Genomic DNA, 15,340 nt, shown 5'->3' on the forward strand with positions numbered 1-15,340 from the left:
TCAGTCTCCGGCTTTCCTCCGGGCGCTTCCCTTCGGTGTTTCCAACCTTACCAGATCCGTTTTCCGTTCCGTTTCCGGTCGGAATTTGTTTCCGGTGGCCGTTGGAAGGGCCTTTGCCTTTCGGCTGGCCACTACGTTAACTGCTTTTCCCTGTTGCTCATAATCGAGCTCCGCGGGTTCGAATTTCGACATGCAGACATGCCGAAGCAGGCCCCGCGAGGGAAGTCGTAGGTAGGTAGTGGTAGCTTGCCGGTTCCGGGTGGTGGCTGACTGCCTCATCCGGTTCAGCGGCTCGGGCTACATTACGGAACCCCCTGGGAGCACGTCAAGTTGAGCGACGGCGCGGCGCATGGGCGGGGAAGCTGGGACGGCAAGCCGTCCTCCACGACGCCTCGAAGCGGTTCACGGTCGTCCTGACCGAGCAGGCGGTTCGCCGGCCGGTCGTCTCCCCACTGGCGCCGGCCGAGCAGATGGACCGGCTGGCGTCCACTCGACCGACCACGGGCGCGTCACGGTCGCGCTCGCGGGCGATCACGCATCGCCTGACCCGACTCCGCACCGACTCACCGGCGGGCCGTCACAGAGGGGCACGGCGGCTCAGGGTCCGGCGGGCGGTTTGGCTCGTGGGCTCAGTCGGTAGGCCGAGACCGTTGGATCACCGGCGAGGTAGAACCGGTGTTGCCAGTCGTGGGCCTTGCTCACGCCCACCCGAGGACCGACCCGGACGAGCGCGGCGGGTACCGGCTCGCCCTCGGAGAGCATGACCGAGGTACCTGCCAGGAGGTCTGCGCCGTTGTGCTCTGCCGTGATGCCGAGTGCCTGGCCGACGTTCCCCGGGCCTCGGGCAAGACGTGAGCTCTCGACGCTCTCCCCTCGCCGCTTGCGCGCCAGATCTTCGCCCTCGATGACCCTGCCTGCCCGGATGAGGACACCCGAGGCGATGCCATCCGTGCCGGTGACGACGTTGGCACACCAGTGGAGACCGTGGGACCGGTAGACGTAGAGGTGTCCCGCGGGTCCGAACATGGTGGCGTTGCGGGCGGTTCGGCCCCGGTAGGCATGGGAAGCCGGGTCAGCCGTGCCGGAGTACGCCTCGGTTTCCGTAATGGCCATGCTCACAGTCCCCTCGGGCGTCTTGCAGGTGAGGACGCGTCCGAGCAGCTCGGGGGCGACCTCTTCAGCGGGACGGGAGAGGAGATCAACGTTCATGCCGACTGCCCTGACATGCCGTACGTGAAGTAGACGTACCCCTGTCCGGGCGGTCCGGACATCACGCCGTCGCGCGCGGTGCGGCCTCGGTATGCGTGGGAACCGGGGTCGTTCGGGCCGGCGTATGCCTCTGCCTCTGTCAGGCGCAGTTCGACCGGGCCGTCAGGGGTGTGGCCTATGACGATCCGCCCCAGGAGCTCAGGGGCGACCTCGAGGACGGGTCGGTCGAAGAAGGGCCGGCTCAGGGGCGTACGGTCGGGGGCCGCGTTCATGTGGTCCGAGGGTAGTGCAGCCGGGTGACGAGGCGGGCGCGCGGAACCTGCCGCGGGGCTGTCGCGTTTGTAGTCAGCGACGTCCGGTGAGCAGGATCGGGGACGAGCGGACGGGCAGGCGCGGGTCCGGCGAGTGGGCACGCGCGCGTACGCGTAGGGAAGACGGAGGAGCGGAAGTCATGGGGTTCAAGCGGCTGTTGGCGAGTCTGGGTGCGGGTGGGGCGTCCGTCGAGACCGTGCTGACCGAGGACCACGCCGTGCCGGGTGGTGTGGTGCAGGGAGAGGTGCGCATCCAGGGCGGGTCCGTGGACCAGGAGATCCAGGGGCTCTCGGTCGGGCTCCAGGCGCGGGTCGAGGTCGAGCACGAGGACCAGGAGACCAAGCAGGACATCGAGTTCTCCAAGGTGCGGCTGGGGGGCGCGTTCCGCCTTGAGGCCGGGGCGGTGCACGCCGTCCCGTTCGGGATCGAGATCCCGTGGGAGACACCGGTCACCATGATCGACGGGCAGGCGCTGCGCGGGATGAACATCGGGGTCACCACCGAGCTGGAGATCGCGCGGGCCGTCGATTCGGGTGATCTGGACCCGATCCATGTGCTGCCTCTGCAGTCGCAGCAGGCGATCCTCGACGCGTTCATCTCGCTGGGCTTCCGGTTCAAGAACGCGGACATGGAGCGCGGGCACATCCGGGGCACGCGGCAGAAGCTGCCGTTCTACCAGGAGATCGAGTTCTACCCGCCGCAGCAGTACCGCGGGCTCAACGAGGTGGAGTTGAGTTTCGTCGCGGACGACCGGGAGATGGACGTCGTACTGGAGATGGACAAGAAGGGCGGGCTGTTCACCGAGGGGAGCGACACCTTCCGGTCGTTCGTCGTCGGGCACAACGGCTACCAGGGGACGGACTGGGCGGCGTATCTGCATCAGTGGCTGTCGGAGGTCGGCAGCAAGCGCAATTGGTTCTAGGGTTTCGGTAGGAAGCTCGCGAGACTGCTGGAACCAGGAGGTGTCGTCGTGACCGAGCAGCCCCAGAGGGCGCCGCTGCCGCACGCCTTTCATCCGTCCGTGCCGTCGTTCACCGTCGTGAGTGACGACTTCGGGGAGGGGGACGTGCTCAAGGACGCTCATGTCTACGCGGAGGGGAACACCTCTCCCCACCTTCGGTGGGAAGGGTTCCCCGCCGGGACGAAGAGTTTCGCCGTGACGTGTTTCGACCCGGACGCGCCCACGGGCAGCGGGTGGTGGCACTGGTCGGTGTTCGACATCCCGGCGTCGGTGACGGAGCTGCCGACGGGCGCGGGCAGCGGGTCGTTCGCGGGGCTGCCCGAGGGGGCCGTGCAGGTGCGCAACGACTTCGGCGCGAAGGAGTTCGGCGGGGCCGCGCCGCCGGCGGGGGACCCCGCGCACCGGTATGTCTTCACCGTGTACGCGCTGGACCAGGAGAAGCTGGGACCGGACTCGGACGCCTCGCCGGCCGCGGTCGGGATCAATCTGCGGTTCCACACGCTGGCGCGAGCCCACACCATGGCCGTGTACGCGGTTCCTTCGCGGGGGTAGCCGCCGACTGACCGTTCACGGAACGTTTGCCCGCCTCTGGTCTTGGAAGTGATCAGGGGCGGGCATTTTTATTGCGTTGTCCATCTCGGCGGGCGCGGCCAGAGTTGACGCACGGACGCCGAGGGGTGATCCGCTGCGTACGGGAGGTGGGCAGGGTGCGGGACACGCTGGTGCTGAACGCGAGCTTCGAGCCGCTCTCGACGGTGACGTTGAACCGAGCCGTCGTGCTGGTGCTCCAGGACAAGGCCGTGGTTGAGCAGGCCCACCCCGAACTGCGCATGCGTGGTGCGGAGGTGGACATACCCGCGCCCCGAGTGATCAGGTTGTGCCGGTATGTCCGGGTGCCGTTCCGAAGACGCGCTCCGTGGTCGAGGCGGGGTGTGCTGGTACGGGACCGGCACCGGTGCGCGTACTGCGGGCGAAGGGCGACGACGGTGGACCACGTCGTGCCGCGCTCGCAGGGCGGCGCGGACTCGTGGCTGAACACGGTGGCGTCCTGCGCCGACGACAATCACCGTAAAGCGGACCGGACGCCCGAGCAGGCCGGTATGCCGCTGCTGCACGAGCCGTTCGAGCCGACGCCGTCGGACGCGATGCTGATGGCGCTGGCCGCGGACAGCCGGGACGCACTGCCGGACTGGCTGGGGCAGCGGTCCGCGGCCGCGGCGTAGGACGTAGTAGGGCCCGGTGGCCCGCGTACCTCGGTGCGCGGGCCACCGGGCTTCGCCGTTTACCCGGAGGGCCTGTGGCCGGTGGCGTGTGTGACCCTGCGTGGCGCCTGCGTAACCCGTGTGACCCTGCGTGGCCCTGCGTGGCCCAGGCGGCCCTGCGTGGCCGGTGTGCCCCTGCGTGGCCTGTCAGTCGATCGGGGGCACTTCCCTGCGCTCCGTCCCGGTCGCGCCCGGGCCCGACGGGTTCTTCGGCGCCGAGGGGCCCGTGGAGCCTGAACCGCCCGTCATGGGGCCGAAGTTGCCGATGGCGCCGCCGAGGCCCTTGAGAGCGTCACCGATCTCGCTGGGGACGATCCACAGCTTGTTCGCGTCGCCCTCGGCGATCTTCGGGAGCATCTGGAGGTACTGGTACGAGAGCAGCTTCTGGTCCGGGTCACCGGCGTGGATGGACTCGAAGACCGTGCGGATCGCCTGGGCCTCGCCTTCCGCGCGCAGCGCCGCCGAGCGCGCCTCGCCCTCCGCGCGCAGGATCGCCGACTGCTTCTCACCCTCCGCGGTGAGGATCTGGGACTGGCGGATGCCCTCGGCGTTGAGGATGGCGGCGCGCTTGTCACGGTCGGCGCGCATCTGCTTCTCCATCGAGTCCTGGATGGAGGTGGGCGGTTCGATCGCCTTGAGCTCGACTCGGTTGACGCGGATGCCCCACTTGCCGGTGGCCTCGTCGAGGACGCCGCGCAGCGCCGCGTTGATCTCCTCGCGGGAGGTCAGGGTCCGTTCGAGGTCCATGCCGCCGATGATGTTGCGCAGGGTGGTGACGGTGAGCTGTTCGATGGCCTGGATGTAGCTGGCCACTTCGTAGGTCGCCGCGCGCGCGTCGGTCACCTGGTAGTAGATGACGGTGTCGATGTTGACGACCAGGTTGTCCTGGGTGATCACCGGCTGCGGCGGGAACGGCACGACTTGCTCACGCAGGTCGACGCGGTTGCGGATCGTGTCGATGAAGGGGACCACGATGTTCAGACCCGCGTTGAGGGTGCGGGTGTAGCGGCCGAACCGCTCCACGATGGCCGCGCTGGCCTGTGGAATCACCTGGATGGTCTTGATCAGGGCGATGAAGACCAACACCACCAGAATGACCAGGACGATGATGATCGCTGACATCGCGTCTCCCGTGCCCTTCGTGCTGTCTCGGATCCGGCGCGGCGCGGCGCGGCCCACCGGAGGATCTTGGGTGGATCTTGCTGGTCGAGTCTGTCAGAACAGCCCGTGTGGCGTGCGGAGTTCGCCTCACCTGACGTCTCGTAGGACGCTCACATGACGATCGCGGTGGCCCCTTCGATCTCGACCACGTCCACCTCCCGGCCGGGCTCGTACTCCGCGTCGCTGTCGAGGGCGCGGGCCGACCAGATCTCGCCGGCCAGCTTGATGCGTCCGCCGCGGCCGTCGACACGCTCGACGACCAGGGCCTGTTTGCCCTTCAGGGCGTCGATGCCGGAGGCGAGTTGGGGGTGTGACCTGCGGCTGCGCACGGCGATGGGGCGTACGACGGCGATGAGGGCGCACGACACGACGACGAAGACCAGTACTTGCGGGACCACGCCGGCCCCGAGTGCCGCGGTGACGGCGCCCGCGACGGCGCCGACCGCCAGCATGCCGAACTCGGGCATCGCCGTGATGACGAGCGGAATTCCGAGCGCGGCCGCCGCGATCAGCCACCACACCCATGCGTCGATGTCTGCCACACGGTCATGGTAGGTCGGCAGGTGGCCGTGCGGACAGGGGTCCACGAGGGGCGCACGCTCGCGCGCTCCTGTGTGCCCTCCCCCGGCGGTCAGCCGAGAGGCAGTCCGGTGGCGCTCCAGCGGTCGCCGCGCTGTTCCACGACGAGCGGCAGGCCGAAGCAGCGGGACAGGTTGCGGGAGGTGAGTTCGAGTTCGAGCGGGCCCGCGGCGAGGACCTGGCCCTGGCGGATCATCAGCACGTGGGTGAAGCCGGGGGCGATCTCCTCGACGTGGTGCGTGACCATGATCATGGACGGGGCGATGGGGTCGCGGGCGAGACGGCCGAGGCGGCGGACCAGGTCCTCGCGGCCGCCGAGGTCGAGTCCGGCGGCGGGCTCGTCGAGGAGGAGGAGTTCGGGGTCGGTCATCAGGGCGCGGGCGATGAGGGTGCGCTTGCGTTCGCCCTCGGAGAGGGTGCCGAACTTGCGGTCCAGGTACTCGCTCATGCCGAGGCGGTCGAGGAAGGCGCGGGCGCGCTGCTCGTCGACGTCCTCGTACTCCTCCTGCCAGCCGGCCGTCATGCCGTACGCGGCGGTGAGCACGGTCTGCAGGACGGTCTGGCGCTTGGGGAGCTTCTCGGCGAGGGCCATGCCGGCGACACCGATGCGCGGGCGGAGCTCGAAGACGTCCGTGCCGGGCTTGCCGAGGGTCTCGCCGAGGATGGTGGCGGTGCCCTTGCTCGGGAAGAGGTAGCTCGAGGCGACGTTGAGGAGGGTGGTCTTGCCCGCGCCGTTGGGGCCGAGGATGACCCAGCGCTCCCCCTCCTTGACCGACCAGGAGACCTGGTCCACCAGAGCCCGGCCCTCGCGGACCACGGATACGTCCTCCAGCTCCAGTACATCGCTCATGAGCGCGTTGTCTCCCATTGCAGTCTCGGCTTCTCGTCGCGTCCGCGTGCCCTCGGCCTGTCCGGTGCCGGACGCGACCCCCAGGGGAAAACCTACGCCACCGGCCAGGTGACCCATTCCATCGGCTGGACTTTTAAGGTGGGGCGCATGCTTTCGGAACCACGCTCCGGGCGCCTCGCGGCTTGGGGGAATGCACAGTTGGCCGGACTTGTCGCACCTGACGACGCGGCGCACGCGATCGTCGGCGAGGACGCGGTGCACCGCGTCGAGGGGATTCCCGGTGAGACCGGGCCGGTAGGGCTCACGCTGGCGCTCGGGCGGCTGCGGGCGCTCGGGGTGCGCGGGCTGCGGGTGGCGCTGCCCGCGCCGGGGCATCCGCTGGGGCTGAGTGGTCCGCCGGAGTTCAACGCGCGGGCGATCGAGGCCGAGGAGGCGGTGGTCTGTGTGGGGGCCGCGCTCGGGCTCGTCCCGGAGGTGTACGAGGCCGGGCCGGAGGGCGGCGCCGTGCCCGCGGACGACATGCATACGGAAGTGGTGTGGCGCTGCCTGCCCGTGCGGGAGGGGCCGCCCGCGGACGTGCCGTCGCTCGGTGAGGCCGAGCGTGAGCTGGCGCAGGCGCTGCGGGAGGCGACCGAGGTGCTGACGCGGCTCGATGTGGCCGGGTCGGGGCCGGTGGCCGAGGCGGCGGTCGGCGCGTACCGGGCGCGGGCGGAGCGGGGGCGTGAGGTGCTGGCCCCGGGGTATCCGCCGCGGGCGGTGCGGGTGCTGGAGCTGGCGCAGCGCGTGGGGCTGCTGATCTCGCTGGCGTACGAGAACGGGCACGGCGGGGCGGTGAGCGCGTCGGAGATGGGCGCGCGGGCGGTGGCGTTGCGGCCGGTGGAGCGGACGGCCCGGCGGGCGCAGGTGGCCGCGTACGACTCGTTCGTGGAGGAACGGGAGCGGGGGTAGGTGTCGCGCGCACGGGCGCGGCCGGGACCTGCCCGGGCCGCGCCCGTGGGGCCCCTCGGGCGGGTCGAGGGGCCGGGGGGCTGGTGTCAGCCGTTGAACCCGTCGTTGGCGAAGGCCGGGTTCAGGGCGCCGATGACGCTGACCGTGTTGCCGACGGCGTTGACCGGGACGTGGACGGGGACCTGAACCAGGTTGCCCGAGCCGACGCCCGGCGAGTTGACGGCCGTGCCGTGGGCGTCCGCGCTGTGGGCGGAAGCGAGGCCGGCACCGGCGGCGACCAGACCACCGGCGACCATGGTGACGGCCGCGGCCTTCTTCAGGTTCTTCACTTCTGGATCCTCCTAGCGATGACCGCGGCCAACCGCCGCGGCGTGCACTGGGAGAACGCGGCCGACCCCCACGGGATACGCCGTCCGGGGGACATCCACACGACAGTATGAATGTGCGTACGGAACGGAACCCTCCGTGTTGCCGTGGACCGGCGCGCGGGCGTGCGCCGGGTCAGCCGGTCAGGCCGTGGCGCACGGCCCACAGGGCCGCCTGGGTGCGGTCCGACAGGTCGAGCTTCATCAGGATGTTCGACACATGGGTCTTGACCGTCTTCTCGGAGAGGACGAGGGCGCGGGCGATCTCCCGGTTGGAGCGGCCGTCCGCGATCAGGCCGAGCACCTCGCGCTCCCGGTCGGTGAGCGAGCCTCCTCTGCCCTGGGCGCCGCCGGACTCCTCCTGGGAGAGCAGGGCGCCCGCCACCTCGGGCTGGAGCAGGATGTGGCCCGCGTGGACGGACCGGATGGCGCCCGCCAGCGCGTCCGGGTCGACGTCCTTGTAGACGTATCCGGCGGCTCCGGCGCGCAGGGCCGGGACCACGGTGCGCTGCTCGGTGAAGCTGGTGACGATCAGCACGCGCGCGGGGTTGTCGAGCTCGCGGAGCCGGCGCAGCGCGTCGACGCCGTCCATTCCCGGCATCTTCACGTCCATGAGGACGACGTCGGGTCTCAGCTCCTCGGCGCGGGCCACTCCCCCGGCCCCGTCCGCCGCCTCCCCGACGACCTCGATGTCGTCCTGGACCTCCAGGAAGGTGCGCAGTCCCCGGCGAACCACCTGATGGTCGTCGACCAACAGCACCCTGATGGCCCGACCGTCCCCCACGGCCGCGCCTGCGGCGAGGCGCTTCGCGCCGTCCTCTTCCTCAGCCACCGGGAACCTCCATCTCGATCGTGGTGCCCTTGCCGGGCTCCGATGCCACTGTGAGGCGCCCGCCGACGCCGCCGGTCCGGTCCCGCATGGAGACCAGGCCGAGGTGGCGGCCGACGGCGCGTACGGCCCGGGGGTCGAAGCCCGTCCCGTCGTCGACGACGCGGAGCACGGCGCCCGCCGCCCGCTTCTCCAGGGTGACCCGGACCCGCTCGGCCCCGGAGTGGCGCAGCGCGTTGTGCAGCGCCTCCTGGGCGACGCGCAGTACGGCCTCCTCCTGGGCTGCGGGCAGGGCGCGGACGCCGTCGGCGCTGAAGGTGATCCGCGCGGTGTGGGCGCGGTCGAGGACCCGGGTCTGGGTACGGAGGGTGGGGATCAGACCGTCCTCGTCGAGGGCGGCGGGGCGCAGCTCGACGACGGCGGCGCGCAGCTCGTCGGCGGCCTCGGCCGCGAGTTCGGCGATGTGCTGCAGTTCTCCCTTGGCCCGGGACGGGTCGCGGTCGACGAGGGTGGCGGCGGCCTGGGCGGTCAGGCGCAGCGAGAAGAGCTTCTGGCTGACGGCGTCGTGCAGCTCGTGGGCGAGGCGGGACCGCTCCTCGGTGATGGTCAGTTCGCGGCTTCGCTCGTAGAGGCGGGCGTTGGTCAGGGCGATGGCGGCGTGCTGGGCGAGGATCCGCAGCAGCTCCTCGTCGTCCTGGGTGAAGCCGCAGCCGCCTTCCGGTTTCACGCAGTTCTTGTTGGCCAGGAAGAGGGCCCCGATGGTGTCGTCGCCGTCCTTGATCGGCAGGCCCAGGAAGTCGGACATGTCCGGGTGGGCGTCGGGCCAGCCCTCGAAGCGGGGGTCCTCGCGGACGTCGGCCAGGCGTTCGGTGCGCGCGTCGCGCAGCATCGCGGCGAGGACGCCGTGCTGGCGGGGCAGCGGGCCGATGGCCTTCCACTGCTCCTCGCTGACACCGTCGACGACGAACTGGGCGAAGCCCCCGTGGTCGTCGGGCACCCCGAGAGCGGCGTACTGGGCGTCGAGCAGCTCGCGCGCGCAGGCGACGATCGTCTTGAGGACGTCGCGCACCTCCAGATGCCTGCTCATGGCGAGCAGCGCGGCGCTGACCGCGGCAAGACCTGTCCGTGGGCGGTGACTCATGGGCTCACCGTACCGGCGGGTCGTGACAGTGCGTATCGGGCCTGTGGCGGTTCTCGCCCGGGGCCGCGGACCTACGTCCCGCGACGGGCACGCGCTGTGCACACTCCCCTCACGGCGCCCTGAATTCCTCTCACTGTCCGCATTGCGATGGCAACGATCGGTGAGATGCGGGGAGCCGTGCTGTGACGCCGCACATAGGGCCCAGGTCACGTACGAAGAACGCTAGTGGAAGGTTCAGGGACTTAAGTCCCGAGTCCGCGCATGGCCAGCGGGGTCCAGGGCCGTGTTCGGGGGGCTTTACGGGGGGCCTACTCCCACTACCCGGCTTCGTACGTCACACCTTTGCCACGGATTTTTGCGGCCGCTAAGAATGGCCCCCGTCGCTCGGCGCTGCGGCGGTCTACCCGCAGCGTCCGTGTCCCAAACACGGCTGTCCGGATTCCCGGATGCGAGCGGCTCCCGTATGTCGAGAGGTCCCCATCTCCCATGTCCAAGCACAGCATCCCCGGCCATAGTCAGCTCACCCGGGCCCACAAGTTCTCGATCGCCGGTGTCGCCGCGCTCGGCGCCGCCGCCCTCGCGGTCACGCTGGTGCCCGGGCACGACGGTTCCGCCACCACGGACGCCAAGGCCGACACGGTCGCCGCCGCCCCGGTCGCGTTCACCACGAACGCGGGGATGCAGCAGATCAAGGACGTGCAGGCCAGCGTCACCAACCAGCAGGCCGCCGCGTCGGAGAAGGCCAAGCAGGCCGAGGCGAAGCTGAAGGCCGCGCAGGAGGCCGCCGCGAAGAAGAAGGCGGAGGCCGCGGCGAAGGCGAAGGCGGACGCCGCCGCCAAGGCGAAGGCCGAGGCCGCCGCCAAGGCGAAGAAGGAGCGCGAGGCCAAGGCGGCCGCGTCCCGCTCCGCCGCCCGCACCCCGGTGTACGCCAACAACCTGGACGGCTGGATCCGGCAGGCCCTGGACATCATGAAGGCCAAGGGCATCCCGGGCACCTACAACGGCCTGTACCGCAACATCATGCGTGAGTCGTCCGGCAACCCGAACGCCGTCAACGGCTGGGACATCAACGCCATCAACGGCACCCCGTCGATCGGCCTGCTGCAGGTCATCCAGCCGACGTTCAACGCGTACCACGTGGCCGGCACCTCCACGAACATCTACGACCCGGTCGCCAACATCACGGCCGCCGCGAACTACGCGGCCGCGAAGTACGGTTCGATCGACAACGTGAACAGCGCGTACTAGGACTCGTACGACGGGACCTCCGGGTCCTACGCACACGCTGACCCCCACGGTGGAGAAGGGCGGCACCCTCACGGGTGTCGCCCTTCTCCATATATATATGGATGCCTCTGCGCGCATACGCCCTTGAACATCCACTTGCGCCATATGTCCTACTTGCGCATGACCTCCGGCTCGTGGCGGCGCAGCAGGCGGGCGACCGCGAAGCCGCAGAGGGCGCCGAGCGCGAGCAGCACCACGAGGTCGACGGCCCACTGGCCGGTCGTGTGCTGCCACAGCGGGTCGAGGTCGGTCGGGTTCTTCGGGTCCCACGGCGCCATCAGGTGCCCGAGGTCCAGGGTGGTGCCGACACCGGCGACGGCCCAGCGGGACGGCATCAGCCAGGCGAACTGCTCAAGGCCCGGCGAGCCGAAGACCTGGAAGAGGACGCCGGTGAACACGACCTGGACGATCGCGAACATGACCAGCAGCGGCATGGTCTTCTCCGCGGTCTTCACCAGCGAGGAGATCACCAGGCCGAACATCATCGACGTGAAGCCGAGCGCGATGATCACGACACACATCTCCGCGGCGGGCGGCAGCAGCAGGCCGTCGGTGGGCAGCTTGCGCGGCGTGAAGCCGATGGCGCAGATGATGACGCCCTGGATGGCCGTGATGAAGCCGAGGACGATGACCTTGGACATCAGGTACGCGGAGCGGGACAGGCCGGTGGCGCGCTCCCGCTCGTAGATGACCCGCTCCTTGATCAGCTCGCGGACCGAGTTCGCGGCGCCGGAGAAGCACATGCCGACGACGAGGATCAGCGTGATCGTGCCGGCCGCTCCGTTGAACCTGGACGGCGGCGTGGGCGGGGCGAGGCCGAAGTCGGCGGGGATGACCGTGGAGACCACGCCGAGGACGGCGGGCAGGATCAGCATCAGCCCCATGAAGCCCTTGTCGGAGGCGATCACCGACACATAGCGCCGGATCAGCGTGAGCAGCTGGGCGCCCCAGGGCTGCGGCTTGCGGGCCCGCGCGACGGCGGCGGCCCCCGGCATCTCGACGGGCTGCGGGGCGACGGCGTCGAGGTCGGCCGCGTACATCTGGTAGTGCTGCGAGCCCTTCCAGCGGCCCGCCCAGTCGTAGTCGCGGTAGTTCTCGAACGCGGAGAAGACATCGGCCCAGGTGTCGTAGCCGAAGAAGTTGAGCGCCTCCTGCGGGGGGCCGAAGTAGGCCACCGAGCCGCCCGGTGCCATCACCAGGAGCTTGTCACACAGCGCCAGCTCGGCCACCGAGTGGGTGACGACGAGGACGGTGCGGCCGTCGTCGGACAGGCCGCGCAGCAACTGCATGACGTCGCGGTCCATGCCCGGGTCGAGGCCGGAGGTCGGCTCGTCGAGAAAGATCAGCGACGGCTTGGTCAGCAGCTCGAGGGCCACCGACACGCGCTTGCGCTGGCCACCGGAGAGGGAGGTGACCTTCTTCTCCTTGTGGATGTCCAGCTTGAGCTCGCGCAGCACCTCGTCGATGCGCTGCTCGCGCTCCTGCTCGCTGGTGTCCGCGGGAAAGCGGAGCTTGGCGGCGTACTTGAGCGCCTTCTTGACGGTCAGCTCCTTGTGCAGGATGTCGTCCTGCGGGACCAGACCGATGCGCTGGCGCAGCTCGGCGAACTGCTTGTACAGGTTCCGGTTGTCGTAGAGGACGTCGCCCTGGTTGGCGGGTCGGTAGCCGGTGAGCGCCTTGAGGAGCGTCGACTTGCCGGAACCCGACGGGCCGATGACCGCGATGAGTGACTTCTCCGGGACGCCGAACGAGACGTCCTTGAGGATCTGCTTGCCGCCGTCGACGGTGACCGTCAGGTGACGGGCGGAGAAGGAGATGTCACCGGTGTCGACGAACTCCTCAAGGCGTCCCTCGACGAGGCGGAACGTGGAGTGGCCGACGCCGACGATGTCGTCGGGGCCGAGCAGCTGCGAGCCGCCCTTGGCGATCGGCTGGCCGTTGACGTACGTGCCGTTGTGCGAGCCGAGGTCGCGGATCTGGAAGCGGCCGTCCGGCGTCGCGTGGAACTCGGCGTGGTGGCGCGAGACCTGCAGGTCGGAGACGACCAGCTCGTTCTCCAGGGCGCGGCCGATACGCATGACGTGGCCGAGCGCCAGTTGGTGGAACGTCGTGGGGCTGCGGTCGCCGTAGACCGGCGCGGCCCCCGCGGCGCCGCCGGATCCCGGCTGGGCCGGTCCCTGTGGGGCGGGCCCCTGCTGGGCGGGGACCGGCTGCTGCTGCCATGCCTGAGGCGCCTGCTGAGGCTGGGGCGCCTGCTGAGGCCAGCCGGTCGCGTCGGCCGCCGGGTACTGCTGCGGCTGCGGGGCGAGACCCGCGGCGTGCTGCTGCGCCTGGTGCGGCGCGGCGACGGCGGCCGCCGGGGCGCTGCCCTGCGCGGTGAGGCGGGGGCCGTCCGTGGCGTTGCCCAGGTGGACCGTGGAGCCGGGGCCGATCTCCGTCTGCTGGATCCGCTGCCCCAGCACGAACGTGCCGTTGGTGGAGCCGTGGTCCTCGATGACCCAACTGCGGCCGTTGAAGCTGATGGTGGCGTGGCGCCACGACACCCGCGCGTCGTCGAGCGTGATGTCGCCCCCGGGATCACGTCCGAGGGTGTACGGCCTGGACGGATCGAGCGTCCAGGTACTGCCGTTCAATTCCACTACGAGTTCAGGCACTCCATGCCCCACTGAGTTGTCCCCCGATTTTTGCCCCCGTCATAGGGAGTCTAGGGATGTCGAACATCGGGAGGAACTATTTCAGGAAGCCCCCGGTGACCGAAAGTCGGCCCTGTGTCGGACGTGGTGAAGACCTTCGGGCGCACCGAGGACACCCCACGCGCGCGTGCCGTCGTCGCGGCGTTGAGCTGGGCGTTCCTTGTACGCGAGGGGAGTTGGGCGGTCGCGGGACGACGCCTGCGGGCCCACGGCGGCGGGCGCCCGCCGTCCCGCGCGGGCCCGGCACGACCGATCACGACCTCATCACGATTGCCCGGGCGGCGGGGGCGAATCCGTTGATCGCGGATGTTCCGGGCGTCTGGTGCGCGGCGCGGGGGTGTCCGGCAGGCGGACCGTTGCGCCGTCCTCGTACACAGGCCCGATAACGTAAGAGCATCATGAGCGCTTCGCAGCCCCAGCACCCCGCTGATGTACCGGCCGACGACGTACCGGCCGACGACGTTCCGGCCGCCGTCTCCTCCGACGTGCCCACTCTCCTCGTCAAGATCTTCGGCAAGGACCGGCCCGGCATCACCGCCGGTCTCTTCGACACCCTCGCCGCCTACTCCGTCGACGTGGTCGACATCGAGCAGGTCGTCACGCGTGGGCGCATCGTCCTGTGCGCCCTGGTGACCGAGCCGCGGACCGGCCTGGAAGGCGACCTGCGGGCCACCGTCCACAGCTGGGCGGAGTCCATGAAGATGCAGGCCGAGATCATCTCCGGCACCGGTGACAACCGGCCGCGCGGCGTCGGCCGCTCCCTGGTGACCGTCCTCGGCCACCCGCTGACCGCCGAGTCGACGGCCGCCATCGCCGCGTCGATCACGGGCACCGGCGGCAACATCGACCGTATCTTCCGGCTCGCCAAGTACCCCGTCACCGCCGTCGAGTTCGCCGTGTCCGGTACGGAGACCGAGGCGCTGCGCACCGCGCTCGCCATAGCGGCGGCGAAGCTGGGCGTGGACGTGGCCGTGGTCGCGGCCGGACTGCACCGGCGCGCGCAGCGGCTCGTGGTGATGGACGTCGACTCGACGCTCATCCAGGACGAGGTGATCGAGCTGTTCGCGGCGCACGCGGGCTGCGAGGACGAGGTCGCCGAGGTGACGGCGGCGGCGATGCGCGGCGAGCTGGACTTCGAGCAGTCGCTGCACGCGCGCGTGGCACTCCTGGAGGGACTCGACGCGTCGGTCGTCGACAAGGTCAGGAGCGAGGTGCGACTTACGCCGGGCGCCCGCACCCTGATCCGTACGCTCAAGCGTCTCGGCTACCAAGTGGGGGTCGTCTCGGGCGGGTTCACTCAGGTCACAGACGATCTGCGGGAGCGTCTCGGGCTCGACTTCGCGCAGGCCAACACGCTGGAGATCGTCGACGGCAAGCTGACCGGCCGGGTCGTCGGCGAGATCGTCGACCGCGCGGGCAAAGCGCGTCTGCTGCGCCGTTTCGCCTCCCAGGCGGGGGTGCCGCTGGCGCAGACGGTGGCGATCGGCGACGGCGCCAACGACCTGGACATGCTGAACGCGGCCGGGCTCGGCGTCGCCTTCAACGCCAAGCCGGTGGTCCGGGAGGCCGCACACACCGCGGTGAACGTGCCGTTCCTGGACACGGTCCTGTATCTGCTCGGCATCACCCGCGAAGAGGTCGAGGCGGCGGACACGCAGGAGGACTAGGGACTGTCCGTACGCGGACCGGTCGCCGCCGTTCGTACGGGGACCGGTGCCGCCATCCGCACGCGGACCGGTCGCC

At 70.2% G+C, this 15,340-nt stretch carries 14 protein-coding genes and 2 pseudogenes; 7 read left to right on the forward strand and 9 right to left on the reverse strand.

The window, feature by feature from the left end; translation table 11 throughout:
- Window positions 1-266 precede the first annotated feature (266 nt).
- Window positions 267-479, forward strand: a pseudogene (locus OFY01_RS30200) (Scr1 family TA system antitoxin-like transcriptional regulator); the annotation flags it as partial.
- Between the two features lie 118 nt (window positions 480-597).
- Here OFY01_RS30200 and OFY01_RS30205 read toward each other — a convergent pair.
- Window positions 598-1,209, reverse strand: a complete 612-nt coding sequence (locus OFY01_RS30205) for a DNA-3-methyladenine glycosylase (RefSeq protein WP_266605325.1) — start codon at window positions 1,207-1,209, stop codon at window positions 598-600.
- Window positions 1,210-1,223: 14 nt separating this feature from the next.
- A pseudogene (locus OFY01_RS30210) lies at window positions 1,224-1,481 on the reverse strand (DNA-3-methyladenine glycosylase); the annotation flags it as partial.
- A 179-nt stretch (window positions 1,482-1,660) separates the two neighbouring features.
- Here OFY01_RS30210 and OFY01_RS30215 point away from each other — a divergent pair.
- The 3 genes from OFY01_RS30215 (at window position 1,661) to OFY01_RS30225 (ending at window position 3,705) form a co-directional block, all read left to right on the forward strand.
- Complete coding sequence (locus tag OFY01_RS30215) at window positions 1,661-2,443, forward strand: sporulation protein (RefSeq protein WP_266605327.1); 783 nt, start codon at window positions 1,661-1,663, stop codon at window positions 2,441-2,443.
- A 48-nt stretch (window positions 2,444-2,491) separates the two neighbouring features.
- Window positions 2,492-3,034, forward strand: coding sequence for a YbhB/YbcL family Raf kinase inhibitor-like protein (locus tag OFY01_RS30220; RefSeq protein WP_266605328.1), 543 nt, complete (start codon window positions 2,492-2,494; stop codon window positions 3,032-3,034).
- 155 nt (window positions 3,035-3,189) lie between these two features.
- Window positions 3,190-3,705, forward strand: coding sequence for an HNH endonuclease (locus OFY01_RS30225; RefSeq protein WP_266605330.1), 516 nt, complete (start codon window positions 3,190-3,192; stop codon window positions 3,703-3,705).
- Window positions 3,706-3,891: 186 nt separating this feature from the next.
- On the opposite strand, the gene OFY01_RS30230 is transcribed toward OFY01_RS30225, so the two are convergent.
- The 3 genes from OFY01_RS30230 to OFY01_RS30240 all read right to left on the reverse strand — a co-directional run bounded on the left by OFY01_RS30230 (window position 3,892) and on the right by OFY01_RS30240 (window position 6,334).
- Window positions 3,892-4,866 (reverse strand): SPFH domain-containing protein, encoded by a 975-nt coding sequence (locus tag OFY01_RS30230; RefSeq protein WP_266605332.1) that lies wholly within the window; start codon window positions 4,864-4,866, stop codon window positions 3,892-3,894.
- Between the two features lie 149 nt (window positions 4,867-5,015).
- Window positions 5,016-5,447: an NfeD family protein gene (locus OFY01_RS30235; protein ID WP_266605334.1), complete on the reverse strand. Its 432-nt coding sequence runs from the start codon at window positions 5,445-5,447 to the stop codon at window positions 5,016-5,018.
- A gap of 89 nt (window positions 5,448-5,536) precedes the next feature.
- Window positions 5,537-6,334, reverse strand: coding sequence for an ABC transporter ATP-binding protein (locus tag OFY01_RS30240; protein ID WP_266605335.1), 798 nt, complete (start codon window positions 6,332-6,334; stop codon window positions 5,537-5,539).
- Window positions 6,335-6,481: 147 nt separating this feature from the next.
- Here OFY01_RS30240 and OFY01_RS30245 point away from each other — a divergent pair, with 147 nt between their 5' ends.
- Window positions 6,482-7,282 (forward strand): hypothetical protein, encoded by an 801-nt coding sequence (locus OFY01_RS30245; RefSeq protein ID WP_266605336.1) that lies wholly within the window; start codon window positions 6,482-6,484, stop codon window positions 7,280-7,282.
- Between the two features lie 86 nt (window positions 7,283-7,368).
- On the opposite strand, the gene OFY01_RS30250 is transcribed toward OFY01_RS30245, so the two are convergent.
- The 3 genes from OFY01_RS30250 to OFY01_RS30260 form a co-directional block, all read right to left on the reverse strand.
- Window positions 7,369-7,611 carry a chaplin gene (locus OFY01_RS30250; RefSeq protein WP_266605338.1) on the reverse strand — a complete coding sequence of 81 codons (243 nt, stop codon included), beginning with the start codon at window positions 7,609-7,611 and terminating at the stop codon, window positions 7,369-7,371.
- A gap of 172 nt (window positions 7,612-7,783) precedes the next feature.
- The gene (locus tag OFY01_RS30255; protein ID WP_266605374.1) at window positions 7,784-8,431 is read right to left on the reverse strand and encodes a response regulator; all 648 of its coding nucleotides are present in this window, start codon (window positions 8,429-8,431) and stop codon (window positions 7,784-7,786) included.
- Between the two features lie 40 nt (window positions 8,432-8,471).
- Window positions 8,472-9,617 carry a GAF domain-containing sensor histidine kinase gene (locus OFY01_RS30260; protein ID WP_266605340.1) on the reverse strand — a complete coding sequence of 382 codons (1,146 nt, stop codon included), beginning with the start codon at window positions 9,615-9,617 and terminating at the stop codon, window positions 8,472-8,474.
- Between the two features lie 486 nt (window positions 9,618-10,103).
- Between OFY01_RS30260 and OFY01_RS30265 the strand changes: the two genes are divergently transcribed.
- Window positions 10,104-10,865 carry a transglycosylase SLT domain-containing protein gene (locus OFY01_RS30265; protein ID WP_266605341.1) on the forward strand — a complete coding sequence of 254 codons (762 nt, stop codon included), beginning with the start codon at window positions 10,104-10,106 and terminating at the stop codon, window positions 10,863-10,865.
- A 149-nt stretch (window positions 10,866-11,014) separates the two neighbouring features.
- Here OFY01_RS30265 and OFY01_RS30270 read toward each other — a convergent pair whose 3' ends face one another.
- Window positions 11,015-13,558, reverse strand: a complete 2,544-nt coding sequence (locus OFY01_RS30270; protein ID WP_266605343.1) for an FHA domain-containing protein — start codon at window positions 13,556-13,558, stop codon at window positions 11,015-11,017.
- Between the two features lie 437 nt (window positions 13,559-13,995).
- Between OFY01_RS30270 and serB the strand changes: the two genes are divergently transcribed.
- A complete protein-coding gene (serB, locus tag OFY01_RS30275) occupies window positions 13,996-15,264 on the forward strand; it encodes a phosphoserine phosphatase SerB (RefSeq protein ID WP_266605345.1) in 1,269 nt (422 codons plus the stop codon).
- Window positions 15,265-15,340: the final 76 nt, after the last annotated feature.

Origin of the sequence: Streptomyces beihaiensis (assembly GCF_026274175.1) — a bacterium.
GTDB lineage: Bacteria > Actinomycetota > Actinomycetes > Streptomycetales > Streptomycetaceae > Streptomyces > Streptomyces beihaiensis.